The organism is Streptomyces sp. LS-MS-L19, assembly GCF_058382285.1.
This window is the reverse complement of the sequence record NZ_JBYCLL010000001.1, coordinates 9501757-9522203: the sequence shown is the minus strand read 5'-3', so window position 1 is coordinate 9522203 and position 20447 is coordinate 9501757. Positions and strand designations below refer to the sequence as shown.

Annotated in this window: 15 protein-coding genes and 2 pseudogenes; 10 read left to right on the top strand and 7 right to left on the bottom strand. The window is 69.1% G+C overall.

Features of this window, described 5'->3' with window-relative positions; translation table 11 throughout:
• The first annotated feature begins 53 nt into the window (after positions 1-53).
• Complete coding sequence (locus AC2XR2_RS42515; RefSeq protein WP_491518097.1) at positions 54-3929, top strand: nSTAND1 domain-containing NTPase; 3876 nt, start codon at positions 54-56, stop codon at positions 3927-3929.
• A 153-nt stretch (positions 3930-4082) separates the two neighbouring features.
• Here the strand turns inward: AC2XR2_RS42515 and AC2XR2_RS42510 are convergent, their stop codons facing one another.
• Both AC2XR2_RS42510 and AC2XR2_RS42505 read right to left on the bottom strand, forming a co-directional pair.
• The gene (locus tag AC2XR2_RS42510) at positions 4083-4748 is read right to left on the bottom strand and encodes a hypothetical protein (protein WP_491518096.1); all 666 of its coding nucleotides are present in this window, start codon (positions 4746-4748) and stop codon (positions 4083-4085) included.
• A gap of 777 nt (positions 4749-5525) precedes the next feature.
• A complete protein-coding gene (locus AC2XR2_RS42505) occupies positions 5526-5672 on the bottom strand; it encodes a hypothetical protein (protein ID WP_491518095.1) in 147 nt (48 codons plus the stop codon).
• A 364-nt stretch (positions 5673-6036) separates the two neighbouring features.
• Between AC2XR2_RS42505 and AC2XR2_RS42500 the strand changes: the two genes are divergently transcribed.
• Positions 6037-6678: a hypothetical protein gene (locus tag AC2XR2_RS42500; RefSeq protein ID WP_491518094.1), complete on the top strand. Its 642-nt coding sequence runs from the start codon at positions 6037-6039 to the stop codon at positions 6676-6678.
• A gap of 399 nt (positions 6679-7077) precedes the next feature.
• Here AC2XR2_RS42500 and AC2XR2_RS42495 read toward each other — a convergent pair.
• Together AC2XR2_RS42495 and AC2XR2_RS42490 are read right to left on the bottom strand one after the other, a co-directional pair.
• Positions 7078-8213, bottom strand: a pseudogene (locus AC2XR2_RS42495) (IS630 family transposase).
• Positions 8214-9174: 961 nt separating this feature from the next.
• Entirely contained in the window at positions 9175-9636 is a 462-nt protein-coding gene (locus AC2XR2_RS42490; RefSeq protein WP_491518093.1) for a hypothetical protein, read from the bottom strand.
• 212 nt (positions 9637-9848) lie between these two features.
• Here AC2XR2_RS42490 and AC2XR2_RS42485 point away from each other — a divergent pair, with 212 nt between their 5' ends.
• Together AC2XR2_RS42485 and AC2XR2_RS42480 are read left to right on the top strand one after the other, a co-directional pair.
• Positions 9849-10394 carry a SigE family RNA polymerase sigma factor gene (locus AC2XR2_RS42485; RefSeq protein ID WP_381297565.1) on the top strand — a complete coding sequence of 182 codons (546 nt, stop codon included), beginning with the start codon at positions 9849-9851 and terminating at the stop codon, positions 10392-10394.
• Positions 10391-11098: a SecDF P1 head subdomain-containing protein gene (locus tag AC2XR2_RS42480; protein WP_491518092.1), complete on the top strand. Its 708-nt coding sequence runs from the start codon at positions 10391-10393 to the stop codon at positions 11096-11098. Before AC2XR2_RS42485 ends, AC2XR2_RS42480 begins: the two co-directional genes overlap by 4 nt.
• Before the next feature lie 139 nt (positions 11099-11237).
• On the opposite strand, the gene AC2XR2_RS42475 is transcribed toward AC2XR2_RS42480, so the two are convergent.
• Positions 11238-11813, bottom strand: coding sequence for a TetR/AcrR family transcriptional regulator (locus AC2XR2_RS42475; protein WP_491518091.1), 576 nt, complete (start codon positions 11811-11813; stop codon positions 11238-11240).
• 134 nt (positions 11814-11947) lie between these two features.
• On the opposite strand from AC2XR2_RS42475, the gene AC2XR2_RS42470 reads away from it, so the two are divergent.
• Together AC2XR2_RS42470 and AC2XR2_RS42465 are read left to right on the top strand one after the other, a co-directional pair.
• Entirely contained in the window at positions 11948-12379 is a 432-nt protein-coding gene (locus AC2XR2_RS42470; protein ID WP_491518090.1) for a nuclear transport factor 2 family protein, read from the top strand.
• The gene (locus AC2XR2_RS42465; RefSeq protein WP_491518089.1) at positions 12376-13239 is read left to right on the top strand and encodes an NAD(P)H-binding protein; all 864 of its coding nucleotides are present in this window, start codon (positions 12376-12378) and stop codon (positions 13237-13239) included. The genes AC2XR2_RS42470 and AC2XR2_RS42465 overlap by 4 nt, the downstream gene beginning before the upstream one ends.
• A 393-nt stretch (positions 13240-13632) precedes the next feature.
• On the opposite strand, the gene AC2XR2_RS42460 is transcribed toward AC2XR2_RS42465, so the two are convergent.
• Entirely contained in the window at positions 13633-14040 is a 408-nt protein-coding gene (locus tag AC2XR2_RS42460) for a RidA family protein (RefSeq protein ID WP_491518088.1), read from the bottom strand.
• Between the two features lie 145 nt (positions 14041-14185).
• Between AC2XR2_RS42460 and AC2XR2_RS42455 the strand changes: the two genes are divergently transcribed.
• On the top strand, positions 14186-14566 hold the full coding sequence (locus tag AC2XR2_RS42455; protein WP_381297553.1) for a winged helix-turn-helix transcriptional regulator: 381 nt from the start codon (positions 14186-14188) through the stop codon (positions 14564-14566).
• A 227-nt stretch (positions 14567-14793) separates the two neighbouring features.
• Positions 14794-17902, top strand: a pseudogene (locus AC2XR2_RS42450) (Tn3 family transposase).
• 245 nt (positions 17903-18147) lie between these two features.
• Here AC2XR2_RS42450 and AC2XR2_RS42445 read toward each other — a convergent pair.
• A complete protein-coding gene (locus AC2XR2_RS42445) occupies positions 18148-18897 on the bottom strand; it encodes an SDR family NAD(P)-dependent oxidoreductase (protein ID WP_491518087.1) in 750 nt (249 codons plus the stop codon).
• Positions 18898-19020: 123 nt separating this feature from the next.
• On the opposite strand from AC2XR2_RS42445, the gene AC2XR2_RS42440 reads away from it, so the two are divergent.
• Both AC2XR2_RS42440 and AC2XR2_RS42435 read left to right on the top strand, forming a co-directional pair.
• Complete coding sequence (locus AC2XR2_RS42440) at positions 19021-19455, top strand: Rrf2 family transcriptional regulator (protein ID WP_033325690.1); 435 nt, start codon at positions 19021-19023, stop codon at positions 19453-19455.
• A 203-nt stretch (positions 19456-19658) separates the two neighbouring features.
• Positions 19659-20446 (top strand): IS5 family transposase gene (locus AC2XR2_RS42435; RefSeq protein WP_491518598.1). Its coding sequence is split into 2 segments (ribosomal slippage): positions 19659-19974 and positions 19974-20446, totalling 789 coding nucleotides; the frame shifts between segments, so codons are not numbered across the junction.
• Position 20447 lies beyond the last annotated feature (1 nt).

The window sequence follows — 20447 nt, the reverse complement described above, 5'->3', positions numbered from 1 at the left end:
CGGTCATAGTTCCTGACCAAGATTGTTTTTGAGGGGATTTCCTGGGAGTTCCATTGGGTCGTCCAGAACGTCCGGTCGATCCAGCCGCCGGCCCGGTGCAGCTGTTCGCCCACGAACTGCGCCTGCTCCGGCAGAAGGCGAGCAGTCCCTCCTACCGCGCGATGGCCCACCGTACGGGCCTGTCGGTGTCCGCGCTCTCCCGCGCCGCCGCGGGTGACCGGCTGCCCTCGGCCGCCGTGGTCCGCGCCTACGTCGAGGCGTGCGACGGGGACCCGGACCTGTGGGAAGCGCGCCGCAGCGCTGCCGCCGAGGAGGCCGCGGAGACACAGGAAGTCCCTCTCACCGGGCCCGACGGTGACGCCACCTCGCCGTACCGCGGACTCGCCCGCTTCGAACCCGGCGACCGCGAGCTCTTCTTCGGACGGGAGCGACTCGTCACCGAGCTGCTCGACCTCGTGTGCGAGCGCCGGTTCGCCGCCGTGTTCGGCGCGTCCGGCAGCGGCAAGTCGTCGCTGCTGCGGGCGGGACTCATCCCCGCCGTCCAGGAGGCCGCCGGCCAGCGCGGTCGCCCCGCGGTCGTCAGGATCCTCACGCCCGGTGAGCGGCCCGCCGCCACCTACGGCCACCTGCTGGCGCCCGGGGACGAAGACCCCGACAGCTGGCTGATCGTCGACCAGTTCGAGGAGGTCTTCACGCTCTGCCGGGACCGCGCCGAGCGCACCCGCTTCATCGACCTGCTGCTGTCGGCCAGGGAGCCGGACTCCCGGCTGCACGTGGTGATCGCCATGCGGGCCGACTTCTACGGCCAGTGCGCCGACCACCCCGGACTCGCCGACGTGCTGCGCCACTGCGGACTGCTCATCGGGCCGATGTCCGCGACCGAGCTGCGGGAGGCGGTCACCGGGCCCGCCTCCGTCACCGGGCTCGTCGTCGAACGCGAGCTGACCGCCCGGATCGTCGAGGAGGTCGTCGACCGGCCCGGCGCGCTGCCCATGCTCTCGCACGCCCTGCTGGAGACCTGGCGGCGCCGGCGCGGCCGTATCCTCACCCTCGCCGCCTACGAGGCGGCCGGCGGTGTCCAGGGCGCGATCGCCGCGACCGCGGAGCGCACGTACGGAGCACTGTCTCCCGGCCAGGCGGACATCGCGCAGAGACTGCTGCTGCGGTTGATCCAGCCCGGCGAGGGCGCACCCGACACCCGGCGCTCGGTCACGCGCGCGGAACTCGACGACTGGGGCGACCCCGAACTCCCCGCGGTCGTCGAGCGGCTGGCCGCGGCCCGGCTGCTCGCCCTCGACGGCGACACGGTGGAACTCGGCCACGAGGCGCTCATCAGCAGCTGGCCGCGGCTCGGCCGGTGGATCGACGAGAACCGGGGGCGGCTGATCGCCCATCGGCGCCTCGGCGAGGACGTACGGGCGTGGCTGGATCTCGGACATGACGGCGGGGCGCTGTACCGGGGGGTGCGGCTGGAGCGGGCGGTGGAGCTGTTCGGGACGCCGGACACGGGATGGAAACCCGTCCTCACCGCTCCGGAACGCGACTTCCTCGCTGCTGCCCTGCGGGCCCGCGACGACGAGCGGCACGCGGTGAGCCGTACCCGGCGAAGAACCCGGCGGCTGGTCACCGCCGCCGCGGCGCTGCTCGCGGTCGCGCTGGTGATCGGGCTCGTCGCCTGGCAGCAGCACGACACCGAGGTGCGGGACGAGCGGGCGGCGGCCGCCCAACGGGTCGCCGAGGTGGCCGACAGCATGCGCACCACCGATCCCCGCACCGCCAGACTGCTGGGCCTGGCCGCCTGGCGGATCGCCGCGCTCCCCGAGAGCCGGGCGGCACTGCTCGCCGCGCCGGCCCAGCCCGAGCGCGACGCGTTCACCGATCCCGGGCCCGGTGGCGGCAGCGCCGAACGGTTCCTCGTCCGCTCGGGACAGGTCCTGCTGAGCGTCAGCGGCCGCACCTGGCACACCTGGAACACCGTCACCCACCGGGCGATCGCCTCCGGCCGACTGCCCTTCGCCGGCCCGAGCATCGAGGCGGCGAGCCGCGACGGGAAGGTCCTGGCCCTCGACGACGAGCGGGGCGTACGGCTGTGGAACCTGGCGGCCGGGCGGTGGGTGGGAACGGCGACGCAGGGCGTGGATGCGGACATGGACTCGGGTGCGGAGAGCCGCGCGGGTGCCGACGTGCGCTCGGGTACGGAGAGCGAAGCGGGTGCGGGTGAAGCGGGTGCGGGTACGCAGATCGCCACCTTCGACGCCGCCGCCGACGCCTACCTACTCAGCTCCGTCGACGAACCGCGCGTCGAACTGCGCGCCCTCACGGACGGCCGCCCGCTGTTCCGGGCGTCGGCGGGATCCGAGACGAACGTGGCCACCACGGCGGACGGCCGCCTGGTCGCCGTCTGCCCCACCAGCGGCGCCGTCCAGATCCACGACACGACCAACGGCCGTACGCTGCCCGGCGGTTGGACGAAGAACGCGGGGGCGGGCAGCTGCGGCGACGACACTTCCCGCCTCGTGTTCGACTCCGGCGGGCACCGGCTGGCGGTGGTCTCCGGCGCGGACGTGCGGGTGTGGGACATCGCGTCCGGCCGGGAGGTCGCCGGCTTCGACGCCCCGGACTCCGAGTCGGTCGCCTTCAGCGCGGACGGCGCCTTCCTCGCCGCCGCCGGCCCGGCACAACTGACCGTCTGGCGCCTGTCCGCACCCGACACGCCCGTCTTCCGCCACTCCCTGGACGGCCGCCGCATACAGGGCGACCTCGCCTGGGACCCGGGCGGATCCGCACTGCGGTACCTCGAAGGGGGTACGGTCCACACCCTCGACCTGGGTCCGGCCGTCACCGCCGCCTGGCGGGCCACCGCACTGGCCGACGCGCTGCTCAGCCCCGACGGCCGCACGCTCGCCACCGCCGAACAGCGGCCCGGCGGTTACGTCTTCCGGCTCCTGGACCCCGCCACCGGCCGTACCCTGCGCACCCTTCCCGCCGCCGCGTTCCCCGTGGCCGCCGACGGCGGCGGGCCGGTGACGACGACCGACGCCCAGCCGCTGATGGCGTTCGGCACGGACGGCACGACCCTCGCCTACGGCCTCTCCGCGTTGGGCCGCGGTACCTCGGCGCAGCCGCTGACGCTGTGGGACGTCCGCCACGCCGAGGTAAGGGCGACGCTGGACCTCGGGGCCTCCTCCGCACCGTCCGCCGCCGTCGAGGAACTCGCCGTGGGCCCCGGCGGACGCCGCCTCGTGGCCGTCCGGGACACCTCCACCGGCACGACGGACGCCGAGGTGTGGGACACCGCGGGCCGACGCAAACCCACCCACCTCGGAGACCTCAACATCACAGCCCTCGCACTGCGGCCCGACGGCGGCCTACTCGTCGGCGGTGACCGGGTCGCCTCTCCGCCCACGGGCCGCAGCACCTCCCGGACCTTGGGACTCGGGCAGGAGACGGAGGCGGTGGCGTTCAGTGCGGACGGCTCCCGGGTGGCGGTCGGTGACGCGTCCGGCCGGGTCGCCCTGTGGGACGGCGACCTCGCTCACCGGCTCGGTGTCCTGCCCAACACCTTCCCGGACCCCGTCGGCGGCGGCGCCCCGGAAGCCGTGACCGCGCTCGCCTTCAGCCCCGACGGCGCCACCCTCGCCGTCGCGGGAGACTCCGGAACCCTCCAGCTCTGGGACACCGCGAACCGGCAGCCCCTCGGCAGCGGCCTCACCACACCCGGCGAGATCATCACCTCCCTGGCCTTCACGACGGACGGCACGTCCCTCTACGCCAGCAGCCCCCATGTCCCCCTCCAGCGTTACCGAGTGACGCCCGCCTATGCCGCCACCTGGATCTGCGCCCACACCGACACGACCCTCACGACCGCCGAATGGCACACGTACATCCCCGATGCGCCCTACCGGGATTTGTGCCCGGGCAAGGATTGAGACCACGCCAACCAGTCCCAGCTGCCTGGCCTGGGTGATGTCGGCGCAACTCACCAGCGTGGCCCGATAGCAGTTCATCGAACACCGTGAGTGCTGTGGGTGTGGTGCCGACCCGTGCTGGGCCGACACCACAACCACCCGCTGCGGAGGCGCTCATAGCTCCTTCGCCGGAGTCCGGGCCGGAACGGGCCGTGCGCCGCTGCGGTAGGTGGAGATGCCCAGCGCCAGCAGCCAGTAACTGAAGATCGCCCCCATCAGGGCGGTGGTGCCCCAGCCGTTGGCCGCGTAGAAGTGCGCGGGAGTGTTACCGAAGAAGAGGGACGGCACGAAGGCGAGGTTGATCCCCGCCAATACGTAGGCCGACCGGCCGGTCCAGCGCGGCAGCAAATTCGTACGCGAGACCACAAAGCCCACTGCGGTCAGGAACAGTGCCAGCATCAGGCGGGAAATGGACCCGTAGAGGATGTAGGTGCCACTGACCTCGATGGTCGGATCGATCGTGTGGTCGGCGGCGATGACCGCTCCGGCTTCCAGACCACTGGAGACCAACGTGATCGTCGCGTAGACCAGACCCGCAGCGAAGGCCATGGAGGCGGCCCACTCGTACGCCGGGTTCGCCTTCTTGACCAGCTCCCGCAGGGCCGTCACGAACACGACCAGGCAGGCGAGGGCGATGACTCCGATCAGCAGCCTGCTCAGCACGTTCCCGTCCGGTGGCGGCCCCGAGTAGACGAAATACAACGGCACTTCGACGATGAAGGCGACTGCGGCGGCGGTGCCCGCGACGCCGGTCAGGCGCCGCGCGAAGATTTCAGTCATGGGTACCCCGTCTCGATGCGTGCGCTGGAATGCGCGTCGGCCCATTGCCGACGGTGTGAATCCTGCCGCTCACGGTGGTCACCGTCGCTGGGCCTGAACACCGAAACAGGGGTGTTCCCAACACCACTGTCACGTAGGCAGTTTTTGCAGACGCCTGGCCGCACTATCGTGGCATCGAGGTGAAGTAGACCATCCGCCAGGGCATGCCAAAGATCCCGTACCACTCCACCTCATCGACGGATGCCTCGCCGGAACCGGCCTGTCACTCACGCCGGCGACAGCGTGAGTTGAAGCTCAGCAGCAGCCCGCCCGTGGACGCACGGCGGTGTACAGCCGTGTTCATGCTTCAAGACCCGAGTGAGTGGACCGAGCAGGCCAAGTCCACCTATGCGTAAGGCTTTGCCCTCGGCCCGTCAGCAACTGTTTTGAGCATGACCGGTGTCTGAACAGAAGGGGGTGTCGTCGCAGATCCAACTCTGCCCAACGGGATAGCTGTGGGATGTCTCGGGATCCCGCTCATGCATCTCTTCCGCTCTTCGCACCAAGCCGTCCGGCGCACTGATGCCGTCTTGGTGCCAGATCCGACGAGTCCGCTGGTCGGCATCAACGTGGATGTTTTGGAATCGGGGCTTCCCGCTCGAGTAAATTCCCTGGAAGCGCAAGCTGCACAGGGTATCAACTGCCAATACTCCCTCTGCAGATCGCGAACTTGGTGGTCGGTTCCGGGGCTGAACAGATGTCCCGCCTCGATCGGTCCGGTCCGATGTGCCTACTGTTTCAGCTGGACTGGTCAGTGAAGGGGCTGATAGCGCTGTCCGTGCCGTAGAAGCGGCCCTGCTCGCACAGTGCGTCGATCTCGGCGTTGTCTTCCTCGCTCAGTTGTGCCTCCAGCTCGACGCTGATGACGCGTCGGGCGTGAGCCAATCGCCGAGCGACATCCCAGTCCGCGATGAACTTGCCGACGGTGTACTCGTCGACGGCTCCGGATGCCTGTCGGGATCCGGAGCCGGTCGAGGGAAACGACGAACTCGTTCAGGTCTTGCAGTACTGCGACGACGTCATTGAGGGGCATGCGGATCTCTCGGGAGGACATGTCCATCAGCCGATCGACTCCAGGGGTGATGCTCGGGCTCAGGTCCTGACTTTGCTGGTCGGGGCTAATCCGAGAATGAGTGAGGCCACCGGTGATCATCGGTGTGCGAAGACAGAAGATCCTCGTCCTCCGCATGGGTGCGGCGATGTTCATCCTTGGCAATCACGGCGTCTACTGCAGTCGATAATACTGGTCATGCCAGATCGCAGTCCGGTGCCCCGGATCATCAACTCGGCGGCTCGGCACTCTCTGAAGCCGCTCGGTCTCATCCAGCGGGGGCGGTCGCGGCTGTGGATCGATGATCACGGATGGTGGCTCGGGATTGTGGAGTTCACCCCGCCGCGGCTTGCCGGCAGTGGTCTGTACGTCGGTGCCATGTGGCTGTGGCACGACGTGGACCACCTGGCCTTCCATTTGGACGCAGGCAGGGTCGGTTCCGAGCTGTTTCGCAGCGAGGACCAGTTCACGCGGCTGGCATTCAACCTCGGTCAGGAGGCGGCTGCGAACGTGACCGCGTTGCGGGATAGGTTCCCGGCTCTGTCGGATGTAGCCCGGTACCTGACGTCCAGGCCGGTTCGGCGGGGATTCGTTTGGGACAGCTTCGACTCTGGTATCGCGGCCGGACTGGTTGGAGACTCAGACACGGCCCGCCACTACTTCGAGCACGTCCTTCGTGAGGATGCACTGGCCCCGTGGATGGTCGATGCGCAGGAGAAGGCTCGTAACCTCCATGCGATCGCGGCAGATCGCGACGCTGTGACCGCCTGGGTCTCTCGGGCCGTCGACTCATGCCGGAGCAAGCTGGGTCTAGGTCATGGGCCGCTTGCGATCCGCTGATAACAGCCGGTACCAGCATGGGGCTGGCGCGGGAGCCGTGCTCGAGGGCGGTGCCCTTGGTCAGGTCGATCCGCCGTGCTTGGTCACGGGGTAGGCGACGCGGCCGCAGTCGCCGGGCCGGGGACGCAGGCCGGCATGAGTATGGCCTCTCCGTTCAGAGATGACGGGGGCCGACGGAGGCTGCGACCGCGGTGACTGCGTCGGCGACGGGGGGTCGCGTCGGGACGAAGGCGCGGTTCAGAGCCGGGTTGCGGAGAGTGGCGGTGATGAAGGCTGCGACATAGTTCCGGTGTTCTTCCTGCTCGACGAGTGCGAAGCCGACGGCGACAAGGCCGGAGACCGTCCATCGAGCAGGTGACCGACGCGGGTTGGAGGGGGTACTTCATGCCTAGTGCCGCGTCAGGCAACGTTTACCCTGTCGACGACGGCGCGTAGGCGCCGGTCGTCGGCATGGCGGTTTCGCCAGATGATGTAGCGGCGGATCATGCTGCCCTGTTCCTTGTGGTCGGCGTGGTCTGTGCCGTCGAGGGTGAAGTAGCGCAGGGCGGTGAACTGGGCCTCGATCCGGTTCAGCCAGGAGGAGTTGGTCGGCGTATAGGCGATCTCCACGTGGTTTCGCCGCCGCCCACGTGCCGACCCGCTGGCACCGCTTCGTGGTCAGGTGCGGGGAGAAGTTGTCGCAGACGATCGCGATCCGCACCGTCGGCGGGTAGAGGGTGCGCAGGTAGCGGCAGAACTCCAGGAACTGCGTGCGCCGCTTGAGCGGTTTGATGTGGCCGTAGAGCTTGTCCTTGCCCAGGCCCAGGGCGGCAAACAGGTGCCGCACGCCACCGTAGCGGTTGTAGGTCGCCCGGCGTCGGCGGCGAGGTTCCCGGTCGGGGTTTTTGTGCCTGCCGCCGCGCTCGGCCCACTGCCGCCCTGCATGCGGCATCAGGTTGAGCGGCCCCGAATTCGTCCATGCAGAAAACGGCTTCGGCCTCACCGTCCTCGGCTATGACCTGGCCGTCGGCTATCGCGCAGAGATGCTCGACGCGGGCCTTCTTTGCCGCGTAGTCCGGATCGCGGGAGGTCTTCCAGGTCTTCACGCGTTGAAAGGAGACGCCCTCCTCCCGGAGCAGAAGGCGCAGGCCCTCGTGGCTGATGTCGTCGACCACCCCCTCAGCTACCAGGAAGTCGGCCAGCTTGGCCAGGCTCCAGGTCGAGAACGGCAGGCCGTGCTCGGCTGGCCTGGACTTGGCGATCTTCTTGATCTCGCGGCGTTCTGGGAGGGTGAAGGTCTTGGGCCTGCCACCTTTGTACTTCGGGTAGAGCGAGGCGAACCCGTCGGCATTGACGTTGTGGATCACGTCCCGGACCCGGTCCGCGCTGGTGAACGACACCTCAGCGATCCTGGTTACGGGCATGCCCTGCGCGGAGAGCAGCACCATCTGTGCCCTCCGCCAGGTCACCACCGACCCCGTGCCTCTGCGGATGATCCGCAACAGCCGCCGGCCCTCGTCGTCATCGATCTCCCGCGCCCGCACGCGCTCTGCCACCCGCACAGCATGCCCGCCACCACGCATGATGTGGCCGGTACGCGCAGACCCGGCCAGCTTCTACCCGCAGCCCCTCACCGGCTGACTGCTTCGCCGAGATGGAACGGTGTGCCGGAGCGCGCGGGCATCCATCCCTGGCTCAGAGCACTGCGGACACGGGCCCGGACCACTGCCGGCACGATCGGGGACATCGAGTGCGATGGCCCCACGACAAGAACAGAGCCCTGGGGATCGACGTGCTGGACCACGAACGAAGCCCCCAGCCCACCTCTGCAGTACACACACTCCGAATCCCTACGCACCTGCCAGCGGTAATCAGCGCCGTCCATCGTGATCAGCCGTGAGTGTCGCTGGCTGAGAGCCATCACCAACCTCCCTGTCAAAGCTCCGTCCGGCCAAGACGGAGTCCAACACACGGCCAAACGGCAGGGGCATCATAACGAGGCGAACGTTGCCTCATGCGGCACTAGCGAGCGCAGGGCCGTCCTCGGTGCACCGGTTTCCGGCCGTCCCCATGCGGGTGTCGGACCCGGATCGGGGCCGGGCCCGCGCACCCCTACCAGCCCCTGGGCCTCCAGGTCTCCACCGCCCAGGCGCACTCCCTGACCATCTACACCGCCGAGCCGGGCACCGCCGACGCAGACAGGCTCCAGCTCCTCACCAGCCGGGCAGCCACGACAGCCGACGCCGAGCAGCCGGTCAACAGTGCAGCCACGCTCCTTCCCCGTGACTTCGGGGAGGGGCAAGCTCGCCGTGGTGCGGCGGTGTCCGCTGCCGGGCAGCCACTTCAGGTGCGGGTCACCGTGTCGAGGACGTCTTCGGAGACGCCATTGACGTGATCCTCTCCAGCCGGTTGTGCCTGTCGGTGCTCACGCAGGGGAAGTCCACCAGTGCCGCCCGAAGCCGGCGGTCCGACATCGAACAGTCTCTGTTCACGAGGACGCGGCGCAGCTCAACGCACTCAACGTGTCCTGACCACGACCGGTCGGATCAGCTTCACGGATTCGTCGTGCAACGAGTCAGCCGTGTCCGGTCCCGTGAGCCGGGTGAAAGCAACGCTGGCCAAGTACCACCGGCCACCGACCAGCGCCAGCCTGTAGTACGGATCCAAAGGGTCGACATCGCTCACGGACGGATCGACGCCGCACAAGACGTCCACACCGAGTCGCTCTCCCATGTGCTCCGCGACACGGAGGTCAGGGTGCGGCCCGAGGCCGCAGTCGTACCCGCCGACCACGTCCAAGGAAAGCGGCCACCTCGGGTCTTCGTTGTCCACCAGGCGTATCCACAGGTCCCCCGTGTTGTCCGGAACATCGGCATCGTCCGGCTGGACCACCAGCCGCAGGCCCGTCGGGATCAAGTCCTCGAAGACGTCGACCACGTGGTCAACGGTCAGCGACCGAGACACGGTGATACTGAACATGACCGTCATTCAACATCAGGATGAGGCAAGCCCGGACCTCGTCATGCCGAGGTTCCCAACCACCGACGGCTAACCCCCGGAACGCCTCCATGACCTTCGGCGTCGGTGTCGGGCGGACCAGAGGGAAAAGAACCAGAGGGAAAAAGTGTGTCCGGCAGGGCAGTCGATCGCGTGTCCGCACCCGTCTCTACAGGGGAACGAGGGAGGGCGCATTGAACGCCGACGAGGAACGCCAGTTCCGCGAGTTCGTGACGGCGCGGTCGAGATCGCTGCTGCACACGGCCTACCTGCTGACCGGGGACTGGGAACAGGGCCGGGACCTGCTCCAGACCGCGCTTGCCTCCACGGCCAGACGATGGTCCAAGCTCCGCAACCGGGAACAGCCGGAAATCTATGTGCGCCGCGCGCTCTACCACGCCCAGGTGGACCGCTTCCGGCTGCTCAGCTGGGGGCGGGAGACGGTCACGGACTCCTTACCGGACCGACCCTCCGCACAGGGCGCCGCGTTGGCCGACACCGTCGTGCAGCGGCAGGACATCATGGCCGCGCTGCGGCGGCTGCCCAAGCGTCAGCGAGCGGTGATCGTGCTGCGCTACTTCGAGGACCGGCCCGACCAGGAGATCGCCGCGATCCTGGGCGTCGCCCCGGGCACGGTCCGCAGCCAGACCCGCAAAGCCCTCGCCACTCTCCGTACCGCCCTGGCCGAGGCAGGGCCGTCCGCCTCCTCCACCGCCTCCGGAAGGGGCGTGACCGCATGAACGACTCGACCGAGAACCTGCTGCCCGAAACGTTGCTGCACGACACCCTGCACGCCCATGTCCGGGAGCGCGACGGTGACGCCGGCCCCCGTCTTGTCGGCCTGGCCGACGGCGCGTTGCGGGTCGCCCGGCGGCGGCAGCGGCTGGCGCGTGCCGGTGTCGGGGTCGCTCTCGCCGCGGCGGTCGCCACCGCCTGGGTGGCAGTCGCGGACGACGGGCCGCTACGCGCGCACGTGGTGCAGCCCGCCGAAGGAAGCGGCACCCCGAAGGCGGCCACGGTCTCCCTCCTGCCGGTCACCTCGGCCACGGAGCGGGCCTGCACCCAGGCCGGCGGCGGCTACACCGTAGGCGCCACTGCGAACCATCCGGCGATGTGCATCCACGCCGACCCGGCCGGCGGCATGAGCGACGTCCGCGTCTCCTCCGCGAAGGCCCAGAAGGGCGACATCGACGGCAACTGGCAGGTGGAGGTGACCCTCACGCCCGCCGACCGAACCCGTTTCGCCACGTTCACCGGCTCCCTCGTCTCGGCCCCACCCCCGCGCAACGAGTTCGCCATCGTCGTCGACGGCGAACTCCGGGGCACCCCCGCCGTGGCCGCCTCGCTCACCGGCAGCCGCTTCCTGATCGTCGGTGTCTACTCCGGTGACCTCACCAGCGCCCAGGCCCACGACCTCGCCCAGCGACTGGATCCCGCCAGGTGAGTGGACAACTCCTGCCGTGGTCAGGGCAGTTCGAGACGCGACTCCGCGCAGCGGGTCTTTGGGAGGGGACGCGGGCGCTGTCGGACACCGGACAGAGTCAGCCGGCGCCAGCTGTTGCGGCCATGGCTCTGCCGGTGCATCAACCGAGGACTCTCGCGGTGAAGGTGGCCAGTTGGGCGCGCAGGGTTTCTCGGGAGACACCCTCGTGTCCGGCGAGGTGTTCGACGAGGTCGGCTCGGGTGGCGGCGAGGAGGGCGTGGGCGGTGAAGGTGGGGTCCTGGAGGTCGGGGATCCGGCGCAGAGTGGTTTCCAGCAGGGCGTGCCAGTGTCCGTAGTGCTCCGCCCGGTACGGACTGTCGTCCCCTGTGCCCTCCAGGGCCAGGACGAGGTGGCGGTTGTCGAGCTTGAAGCACAGCAGGGTGTCGAGAAGGGCGAACACCCGCTCCGTCGCGGGGGTTTCGGGCCCGAGCGGCGGCGGCCCCGATTCCACGGCCTGCCGCACCGGCTCCAGCCGGGCCTCGTACAGCGCGCGGATCAGTCCGGTGCGGTCGCCGAAGGCACGGAAGAGCGACGCCTTGCCGACTCCGGCCGCGGTCGCGACGTCGGCCATGGTGACGGCTTCCGCGCTCCCGCCGTCGGCGAAGAGCGCGTCGGCGGCCGCGAGGAGGGCCGCCCGGTTCCGGACGGCGTCCTTGCGTGGGGTGCGCTCGGTCATGCGGTGGGGTTCCTTCCGACAGCGAAGCGGACTCCGGGTCCGGATCCATTTGCAAAGCGGACCCTGGGTCCGTATCGTTCCGGGCAGTTGAAACGGACCTCGGGTCCGTATCGTACGACAGGACGGACATCCCCATGCCCACGACCACCACCTCACCGGAGGACCTGTACCGCCACAGCCTGCGTCTGCTGCTGGACAAGGACATCCCCGGCTGGGTCGACCTGTGGGCCGAGGACGGCATCATGGAGTTCCCCTTCGCGCCGCCCGGCCGGCCCCGGCGGCTGGAGGGCAAGCAGGCCGTCGCCGCGTACATGCGCCCCTACCCCGACCACATCGACCTGCACGACTTCCCCGAGGTGCGGATCCATGAGACCACCGACCCCGAGACGATCGTGGTGGAGATGCGGGGTGTGGGCCGCGTGGTCGCGACGGACGGCCCCTTCGAGATGACGTACGTCGCCGTGGTGACCGTACGGGACGAACTCATCGTGTCCTACCGGGACTACTGGGACCCGCTGGCCGCCCTCGCCCTCGACGGCACCAGCCTCGGGGAGAGCGACCGATGACCGGCACCACCCTCGTCACGGGCGCCACCGGCACCACTGGCAGCCGCGTCACCGCACAGCTCACCGCCGCCGGTCACCGCGCCAGGGCCGCCAGCCGCCGCGGCACTCCCGTCCCCGGGGCGGAACCGGTCCGCTTCGACTGGTACGACCCCGCCACCCACGCCGACGCCCTTGCCGGAGTCGACCGCGTCTACCTCGTGCCGCCCGTGGGCGACCCGGACCCGGCAGCGGTCATGCTCCCCTTCCTCCGGCAGGCCCGTGCGGCCGGTGTCGGCCGTGCGGTGCTGCTCAGTTCGTCGGCCGTCCCCGAGGGTGGTCCGGCGGTCGGGGTGGTGCACCGGGAGTTGCCGGGCCTCTTCGACGCGTGGGCGGTCCTACGGCCGTCCTGGTTCATGCAGAACTTCACCGGTACGCATATGCACGCGCTCGGCATCCGTGACACCGGCACCATCCGGACGGCGGCCGGGAAGGGCCGGGTCGGCTTCGTCGACGCCGAGGACATCGCCGCCGTCGCCGCGCACGCGCTGACCGACGCCCGCTCCCCCGACGCCGATCTGGTCCTCACCGGGCCGCAGGCGCTCAGTCACGACGACGTCGCCGCGATCGTCACCGAGGTCACCGGCCGCCCCGTCGTCCACCGCCACCTGACCCACGAGGAGCTCCGCGGCCGCCTCGCGCCGCTGGTGGGGCGGGAGTTCGCCGAGTTGCTGGCCGGCATGGACCTCGCCATCGCCGAGGGCGCCGAGGACCGCACGACCGACGTGGTCCGGCGCGTGACAGGGCGAGCACCGCACGACCTCCGTACGGTGGTCGCCCGGGAGTTGGCGGACCTGGGCCCAAATCCGGTCGCGTTGGCCTGATGGATCCGGTGGCGAGGGGCCGACCCAGGGAATGACGAGACCAGTGCGTCGGATCAGAACTGGATGGTCTGGTCTGGTCGGGTCGGGGAGGAGCTCGAGATGAGCGCGGACGGTGTGGAGTCGACCAGGGACCGCAGCGTGTGCGGGCAGTTTCCGGAGATCCCCGAGCATCGACGCATCGCGGTCGAGACCGTTCCTGAGGCCCCGAGGACTGTCCGCGAAGGTGGGCAAGATGCATGGCTGAACCGCGTCGGTGCCTTGTCGGCCGACCAACTGCAGCGCCTCGCCGTGGAATTGGACAGTGGGGTCGGTCGGCACGATGAGGTCGCTGATCAGTAACTCCGGCTGCGTTCAGGCGTGCCGCAATAGCCGGCGGAACACCCGTACGCCTGTTCAGTCGAGGACCGCGGTGGCCTCGATCTCCACCAGATGCGCCGGGACATCCAATGCCGCGACGCCTATCAGCGTGGCCGGCGGCGCCGCGGTGATGCCGAGCTTCGCGGTGGCCCGGGAGATCCCTTCGAGGAGCGGGGACATCTTGTCGGGCGTCCAGTCGACGACGTAGAAGGTCAGCTTCGCCACGTCGTCGAAGGAGCCACCGGCCTCGGCCAGGGCGGTGCCGACGTTGAGATAGCTCTGCTCGACCTGGGCGGCCAGGTCGCCTTCGCCGATCGTGACTCCCTCGGCGTCCCAGGCGACCTGCCCGGCAACGAACACCAGCCTGGTCCCGGAGGCGATCGACACCTGCTGATAGACGTCGGCCTTGGGCAGTCCGCTGGGGTTCACAAAGGTGATGGCCATGGTGCCTTGTCTCCTGGTTCTGAGCGTCTGCGGCACGCGTTCGCTTGCGGCGACCAAGACACTCACTCTCTTGTGGTTACTCAGAAACCGTAAGAGAGTGAGGGCTGACATGGAAGAACGCACTTTTCAGTGACTGGAGAACCTTATGGTGACCACGCAGCTCACGGGCTCGCCCGAGGATGCGGACCTGGCGCGTGCGGACTCCTTGGCGCGGGAGATCTTCTCCGACATTGCCAACAAGTGGGCGTTTCTCATCGTCGAGGGTCTCGGTGATCGCACCCTGCGCTTCAGCGAGCTGCGGAACGAGATCGAGGGCATCAGCCACAAGATGCTCACCCAGAACCTGCGCATGCTGGAACGCAACGGCCTGGTCGAGCGCACCGTGTACCCCACTGTCCCGCCCCGGGTCGAGTACACCCTCACTGAAGCGGGTCAAGCCCTGCGCGCGACGGTCGACGGGATGTGCGGCTGGACCCACCAGTACTTCGCGCACATCGAGGCCGCCCGCCGCCGCTTCGACACCTGACGGCTGCCGCGGTCGCCGCCGCGGGCCGACCGGCTGGAGGGCTCGGAGTCTCACGGAGCGCGTATGTGCTCGTAGCCGTAGCCGTAGCCGAACACGGGTGCGAGTAGTTGAGGTACAGGGAATCCCGGCCAGAATGATCATGGCCGTCTAGCACACGTGATCGGCCTGGTGCGAGGGTTCGGAGGAAGATCCCCGATCGCTGTCGGGACATAGCTACCGTCCGCCGCATGCCGGTGGAATTCTTGACTGATGAGCAGGCCGTGGCGTACGGGACGTTCACCGAAGCGCCTACCCGCCCGGAGCTGGAGCGGTTCCTCTTCCTCGACGATGACGACCGCGACCTGATCGCCCTGCGCCGTACGGACGCACATCGCCTGGGCATGGCCGTGCAGATCTGCAGACCCGCTCGCGGTGCCGTGGGAGGCCGTGGAGTACCTGGCCGGGCAGCTCGGCATCGCCGACGCCTCGTGCGTGAAGCGGTATCCGGAGCGCCGGTCGACGGTGTACGAGCACGCGGCGGAGATCCAGAATCGGTTCAAGTACCGGGACTTCACCGACCGGAAGTGGGGCCGGGAGTTCCGCGGCTTCCTGTATGGACGGGCGTGGACGCACGCCGAGGGGCCGGTGGCGCTGTTCAACCACGCGGTGACGTGGCTGAGGAAGAACCGGGTGCTGCTGCCCGGTGTTTCGGTGTTGGCCCGGCAGGTGTCGGAGGCCCGGACGGTTGCCGAGCGGCGCTTGTACGAGGCGGTGGCCCGCGCCGCGTTGCGGGCCGATCCGTCGCTCGCCCCGGCGTTGGCTGAGCTGCTGGTGGTGCCGGAGGGCAAGCGGGTCTCTGAGCTGGAGCGGCTGCGTACTCCTCCGACGAAGTCGACGGGTACGGCGATGGTGCGGGCCCTGGAGCGGGTGGAGGAGATATCGGCGTTCGCGCTGGGGCGGGTGAACCCGTCCCGGGTGCCGGTGAACCGGCTGTCCACGCTGGCCCGGTACGGGCAGTTGAGCAAGGCGCAGACGATCGAGCGGGCGCCGGAGCCGCGGCGGACCGCGCTGTTGACGGCGGTGGTGCGTCAGCTGGAGGCTCAGGCGGTCGATGACGCGCTGGACCTGTTCGCGGTGCTGATGGCGAACCGGCTGATCAGCCCGGCCCGCCGGGCGTCGGACCGGGACCGGCTGTCGATGCTGCCGCAGCTGGAGAAGGCGGCCCACATCCTGGCGAAGGCGTCGAAGGTCCTGACCGAGGAGCTGGACCTGGTCGCCGAGGCCGGGACGGACCTGGACGTCGGCGCGTTGTGGGCTGCGGTGGAGGAGGCTGTGCCGCGTACGGCGGTCGCGGGGGCGGTCGCGGCTGTGGAAGCCCTGGTTCCGAAGAACGACGGGTCGGCCGAGGCGGCGATGCGGGAGAAGCTGGCCCTGCGCTACAACACCGTCCGGCCCTTCCTGTCCCTTCCTGTCCCTGCTGGGTGAGTCGGACGCGCTCGGCGCGGCTCCAGCCGGACGGCGGGTGCTCGCCGCTGTGCGCCGGTTGCCCGCGCTGTCACGACGGCGGGTCAAGGACCGGCCGCTGCTGCCCCGCGAGGTCGACGCCGAACTCGTGCCGGCGATGTGGAAGCGAGCGGTGTTCTCCAACGCGAAGCTGCCGCAGGGCGCGGTCGACCGGGACGCGTACGTGGGGTGCGTGCTGGAGCAGCTGCACCGCGCGCTGAACCGGCGGGACGTGTTCGCCTCACCGTCGAACCCTTGGGCGGACCCGCGCGCGAGGCTGCTGGACGGTCCACGGTGGGAGACGATGAAGGCGGACGTACTGGCGGGCCTGTCCCTGTCCGAGGACGCCGCCGAGCACCTGGACCAGCTGATCCGCGGCCTGGATGCCGCGTGGCGGCAGATGGCCGACCGACTCACGGAGGCCGGTGACGAGGCGAAGGTGGAGGTCATCGTCCCCGAGGGCGGCGGCAGGGCCAAGCTGTCGGTGGACAAGCTGGGTGCGGTGGGCGAACCGGAGTCGCTGACCTGGCTGAAGAACACCACGGAGGCGATGCTCCCCCGGATCGAGCTGCCGGACCTGCTGTTCGAGGTCCACTCCTGGACCGGTTCCTCGACGCCTTCGGCCACGTCTCCGAGCGGCGCACCCGCATGGAGGATCTGCTCGTCTCCCTGGTCGCGCTGCTGGTCTCGCAGAGCTGCAACATCGGCCTGACCCCGGTCATCGACACCGAGAACAAGGCGCTGACCCGCTCGCGCCTGTCCCACGTCGACCAGGACTACGTGCGCGCCGACACCATCGCCGCAGCGAACGCCGCACTCATCACCGCCCAGTCCCGTATCGAACTGGCCCAGATGTGGGGCGGCGGGCTGCTCGCCTCCGTCGACGGCCTGCGTTTCCTCGTCCCCGTCAAGAGCATCAACACCGGCCCCTCGCCCAAGTACTACGGCTACAAACGCGGCGTGACCTGGCTCAACGCGGTAAATGACCAGATGGCAGAAATCGGCGCAATGGTGGTGCGCGGCACGCCGCGCGACAGCCTGTTCACGCTGGACACCCTGCTGAACCTCGACGGCGGGGTGAAGCCGGAGATGGTCGCGACCGACAACGCCTCGTACTCCGACATGGCCTTCGGCCTGTACAAGATGCTCGGCTTCCGCTTCGCCCCGCGCTTCCGGGACCTGGAGGACCAGCGGCACTGGCGGGCCGACCTGCCCGACGACGGGGAGGCGCCGACCGCTGGGTACGGGCCGCTGGAGGCCGTCGCCTGCAGCAAGGTCAACCTCAAGCGGATCACGACGCACTGGCCGGACATGCTCCGGGTCGCCGGATCGCTCATCACGAACCAGGTCCGGGCCTACGACCTGCTGCGCATGTTCGGCCGCGAGGGCCACCCCACTCCGCTCGGTGCCGCGTTCGCCGAGTACGCCCGGATCGACAAGACCATGCACCTGCTCGCCCTGGTCGACCCGGTCGACGACACCTACCGGCGGCTGATGAACCGGCAGCTGACCGTGCAGGAGTCCCGCCACCGCCTGGCCCGCGCGATCTGCCACGGCGGCCGGGGCCAGATCCGCCAGGCGTACCGCGAGGGCCAGGAGGATCAGCTGGCCAGTCTGGGTCTCGTTCTCAACGCCGTCGTGCTGTGGAACACCCGCTATCTGGACGCTGCTGTGGCCCAGCTCCGCGCCGAGGGCCTCGACATCCAGGACGAGGACCTCGCCAGGCTCTCCCCGCTCAAGGACAGGCACATCAACTTCCTGGGCCGCTACCTGTTCAATATCAAGGCCAGCGGCCCCGGCCAGGGCCTGCGTCCTCTGCGGGACCCGGACGCGGTCGAGGAGGACGAGGAGTGACAGGCGCATCCGCCCTCCGGGGCGGGTCGTCGTACCTCCGCAAGACCGCCGCCGACCCGCGGCTGAGTGCCTTCGCAGGCCGATCGCCGGGATGACGGCGGCCTCGGTGGGCTGCACCGGCTCTTAGAGTTCGTAACACGATCACGATCCGGGCTTCTTAAGGCGTGTCCGCGCACATGCGGGTCGTTGGCGGTGCGCGCCCCGAAGGCGGGATGTCCTTCGGAGCGCGCGGCAGGGGTTCGGGTTCAGGCGTTGTAGCCGCCGTGGGCGTCCAGCACTGCGCCCGTGACGTACGACGCGGCGGGGCTCGCCAGGAAGGCGATCGCCGCGGCGATTTCGTCGGGGTGCCCCATGCGTTGCAGGGACAGCGAGCTGACCAGGGCATTGAGGGTGTCGGCATCCGGCGGTTGCATGCCGCCCTCCATCAGTCCGGCCTCCACGACGTTGGCCGTGATGTTCCGGGGCCCGAGGTCGCGTGCGACGCCCATGGTGTACCTCTCGATTCCGGACTTGGTCGCCGAGTAGTCGGCAAGACCGGGGGCGCCGACCCGGGAGCCCAGTCCGGAACTCACTGTGATGATGCGGCCGCCCGCGCGCAGCACCCGGGAGGCGGCCCGGATGACGGCGATCACGCCGAGGTAGTTGGTGGCGTGCATCCGGTCCAGTGCGGCGGTGTCGGCATCCGGGTCGTCCACCGTGCCAGCCACGGAGATCGCCGCGTTGTTGACGAGGATGTCCAGGCCGCCGAAGTGCGCGACCACGTCGTCGATCAGCGCCGGCGCCCGGCTCGTGTCCGCCTGGTCGGACTGGAAGGCGACGGCCTTGGCTCCCTTGACGTGCACCTCGTCGACGACGACCTGCGCCTGTTTCTCGGAGCTGACGTAGGTGAAGGCGACGTCGGCGCCCTGCTCGGCCAGCAGTCGTACGGTCGCGGCTCCAAGTCCGCGCGACCCCCCGGTGACCAGGGCGATCTTGCCCGTGAGTGGCTTGCTCATTCTTCTCACCTCGTTGATTGACCCTTCCCGGCAGTCGAAACGTTAATTGTTACGACAGGCTGTTGCAACCTTCACTGTTACGACTGCCGTAACATGAAGCGTTGCGGCCGAGAGGAGAAGTCCATGAGCGCCAACAGCAGGCTGACCATCGCCGCCCACGCGCTGGCCTGGATCGGCCTCTACCAGCGCCAGGGCCATGAGGTCGCCACCTCCGAGCAGATCGCGACCAGCGCGAACACCAACCCAGTGGTGATCAGACGGCTGCTCGGCGAGCTGCGCAGGGCCGGGCTCGTGGAGTCCCGGCGGGGCGTGGGCGCGGGCTGGTCGCTAGCACGCGAGCTGGAGTCGATGACCCTGCTCGACGTGTACGAGGCAGTGGAACCCGGCCCGCTGTTCGCAATGCACCGCACCACCCCGGACCAGGGATGCGTGGTGGGTCACGGCATCCAGCCGGCGATGCAGAGCATCTACGAGGGCATTGAGGAGACCCTGAGACACGAGCTGGCCCGCGTCACTCTCGCGAACGTACTCCGGGACGTACTCGCGGCACCTCGCTAGCCTCCCCATTACGCCCTGACATCACCAAGACCCCCATCCATGCCCAGGCCGGCGAACAGCCTGCCAACCAGTCACGCCGAAGACCGTTGCGGTATCAGACCGTGTCCTACGAGCTCGTAACTTGATCTTGTTGTAGTGCCCTGATCCGGCGTGACCGATGTGACGATTCCGCCGTTCGGGAGGATGTGAGCACCCGGCCATGGATCGTGGACGACGACTTGTGGGCGCTGATCGAGCCGCTGCTGCCGCCCTGGCCAGAGAAGTCGCCGGGCCCACGGCCTGTACCGGACCGGCTGTGTCTGCAGGGCATCCTGTACGTCCTCTACAACGACATAGCCTGGCAACTCCTGCCGCTGGAGATGGGATTCGGAACGGGACAGACCTGCTGGCGGCGCCTGGACCGCTGGCAGCAGGCCGGAGTCTTCGACCAACTGCGCCGCATCCTGCTCGCCGAGCTGAACGCGGCCGGCGAACTCGACTGGTCTCGCGCGTGCGTGGACGGCTCCCACATCCGCGCGAAAAAGGGGGCGCCGACACCGGTCCGTCGCCGGTCGACCGCCGCAAGACGGGCAGCAAACACCACCTGATCTGCGACGGACGCGGCACCCCGCTCAAGGTCATCACCACCGCGGCCAACGTCAACGACGTCCGCCGCCGCCCCGACTCGCTCCTCGGTGACAAGGGCTACGACTCCAACCCCGCCCGCCGGGAGTTGCGCAAGCGGCGGGTCCTGCCGGTCATCTCCCGCAAGGGCGCCCCGAACATCAGGGGCCTGGGCAAACTCCGTTACGTCGTGGAGCAGACCCTCGCCCTGCTCCACCAGTTCAAACGCCTTGCCGTCCGTTGGGAACGCCGAACCGAACTCCACGACGCCTTCGTCTCGTTGACCTGCAGCCTCATCTGCTGGAGACGCTCAAGAAGGCTCACCCATGATCGTGTTACGAGCTCTTACGGCCCTGTTCTCGTAATAGCTACGGCCAGGTGGTTGTAGC

Coding starts and splice junctions, on each gene's coding strand:
- AC2XR2_RS42475 (WP_491518091.1), bottom strand. CDS start 11,813: ATGACCGAGCGCACCCCACGCAAGGACGCCGTCCGGAACCGGGCGGCC.
- AC2XR2_RS42455 (WP_381297553.1), top strand. CDS start 14,186: ATGGTGACCACGCAGCTCACGGGCTCGCCCGAGGATGCGGACCTGGCG.
- AC2XR2_RS42445 (WP_491518087.1), bottom strand. CDS start 18,897: ATGAGCAAGCCACTCACGGGCAAGATCGCCCTGGTCACCGGGGGGTCG.
- AC2XR2_RS42465 (WP_491518089.1), top strand. CDS start 12,376: ATGACCGGCACCACCCTCGTCACGGGCGCCACCGGCACCACTGGCAGC.
- AC2XR2_RS42480 (WP_491518092.1), top strand. CDS start 10,391: ATGAACGACTCGACCGAGAACCTGCTGCCCGAAACGTTGCTGCACGAC.
- AC2XR2_RS42460 (WP_491518088.1), bottom strand. CDS start 14,040: ATGGCCATCACCTTTGTGAACCCCAGCGGACTGCCCAAGGCCGACGTC.
- AC2XR2_RS42440 (WP_033325690.1), top strand. CDS start 19,021: ATGAGCGCCAACAGCAGGCTGACCATCGCCGCCCACGCGCTGGCCTGG.
- AC2XR2_RS42510 (WP_491518096.1), bottom strand. CDS start 4,748: ATGACTGAAATCTTCGCGCGGCGCCTGACCGGCGTCGCGGGCACCGCC.
- AC2XR2_RS42470 (WP_491518090.1), top strand. CDS start 11,948: ATGCCCACGACCACCACCTCACCGGAGGACCTGTACCGCCACAGCCTG.
- AC2XR2_RS42500 (WP_491518094.1), top strand. CDS start 6,037: ATGCCAGATCGCAGTCCGGTGCCCCGGATCATCAACTCGGCGGCTCGG.
- AC2XR2_RS42490 (WP_491518093.1), bottom strand. CDS start 9,636: ATGTTCAGTATCACCGTGTCTCGGTCGCTGACCGTTGACCACGTGGTC.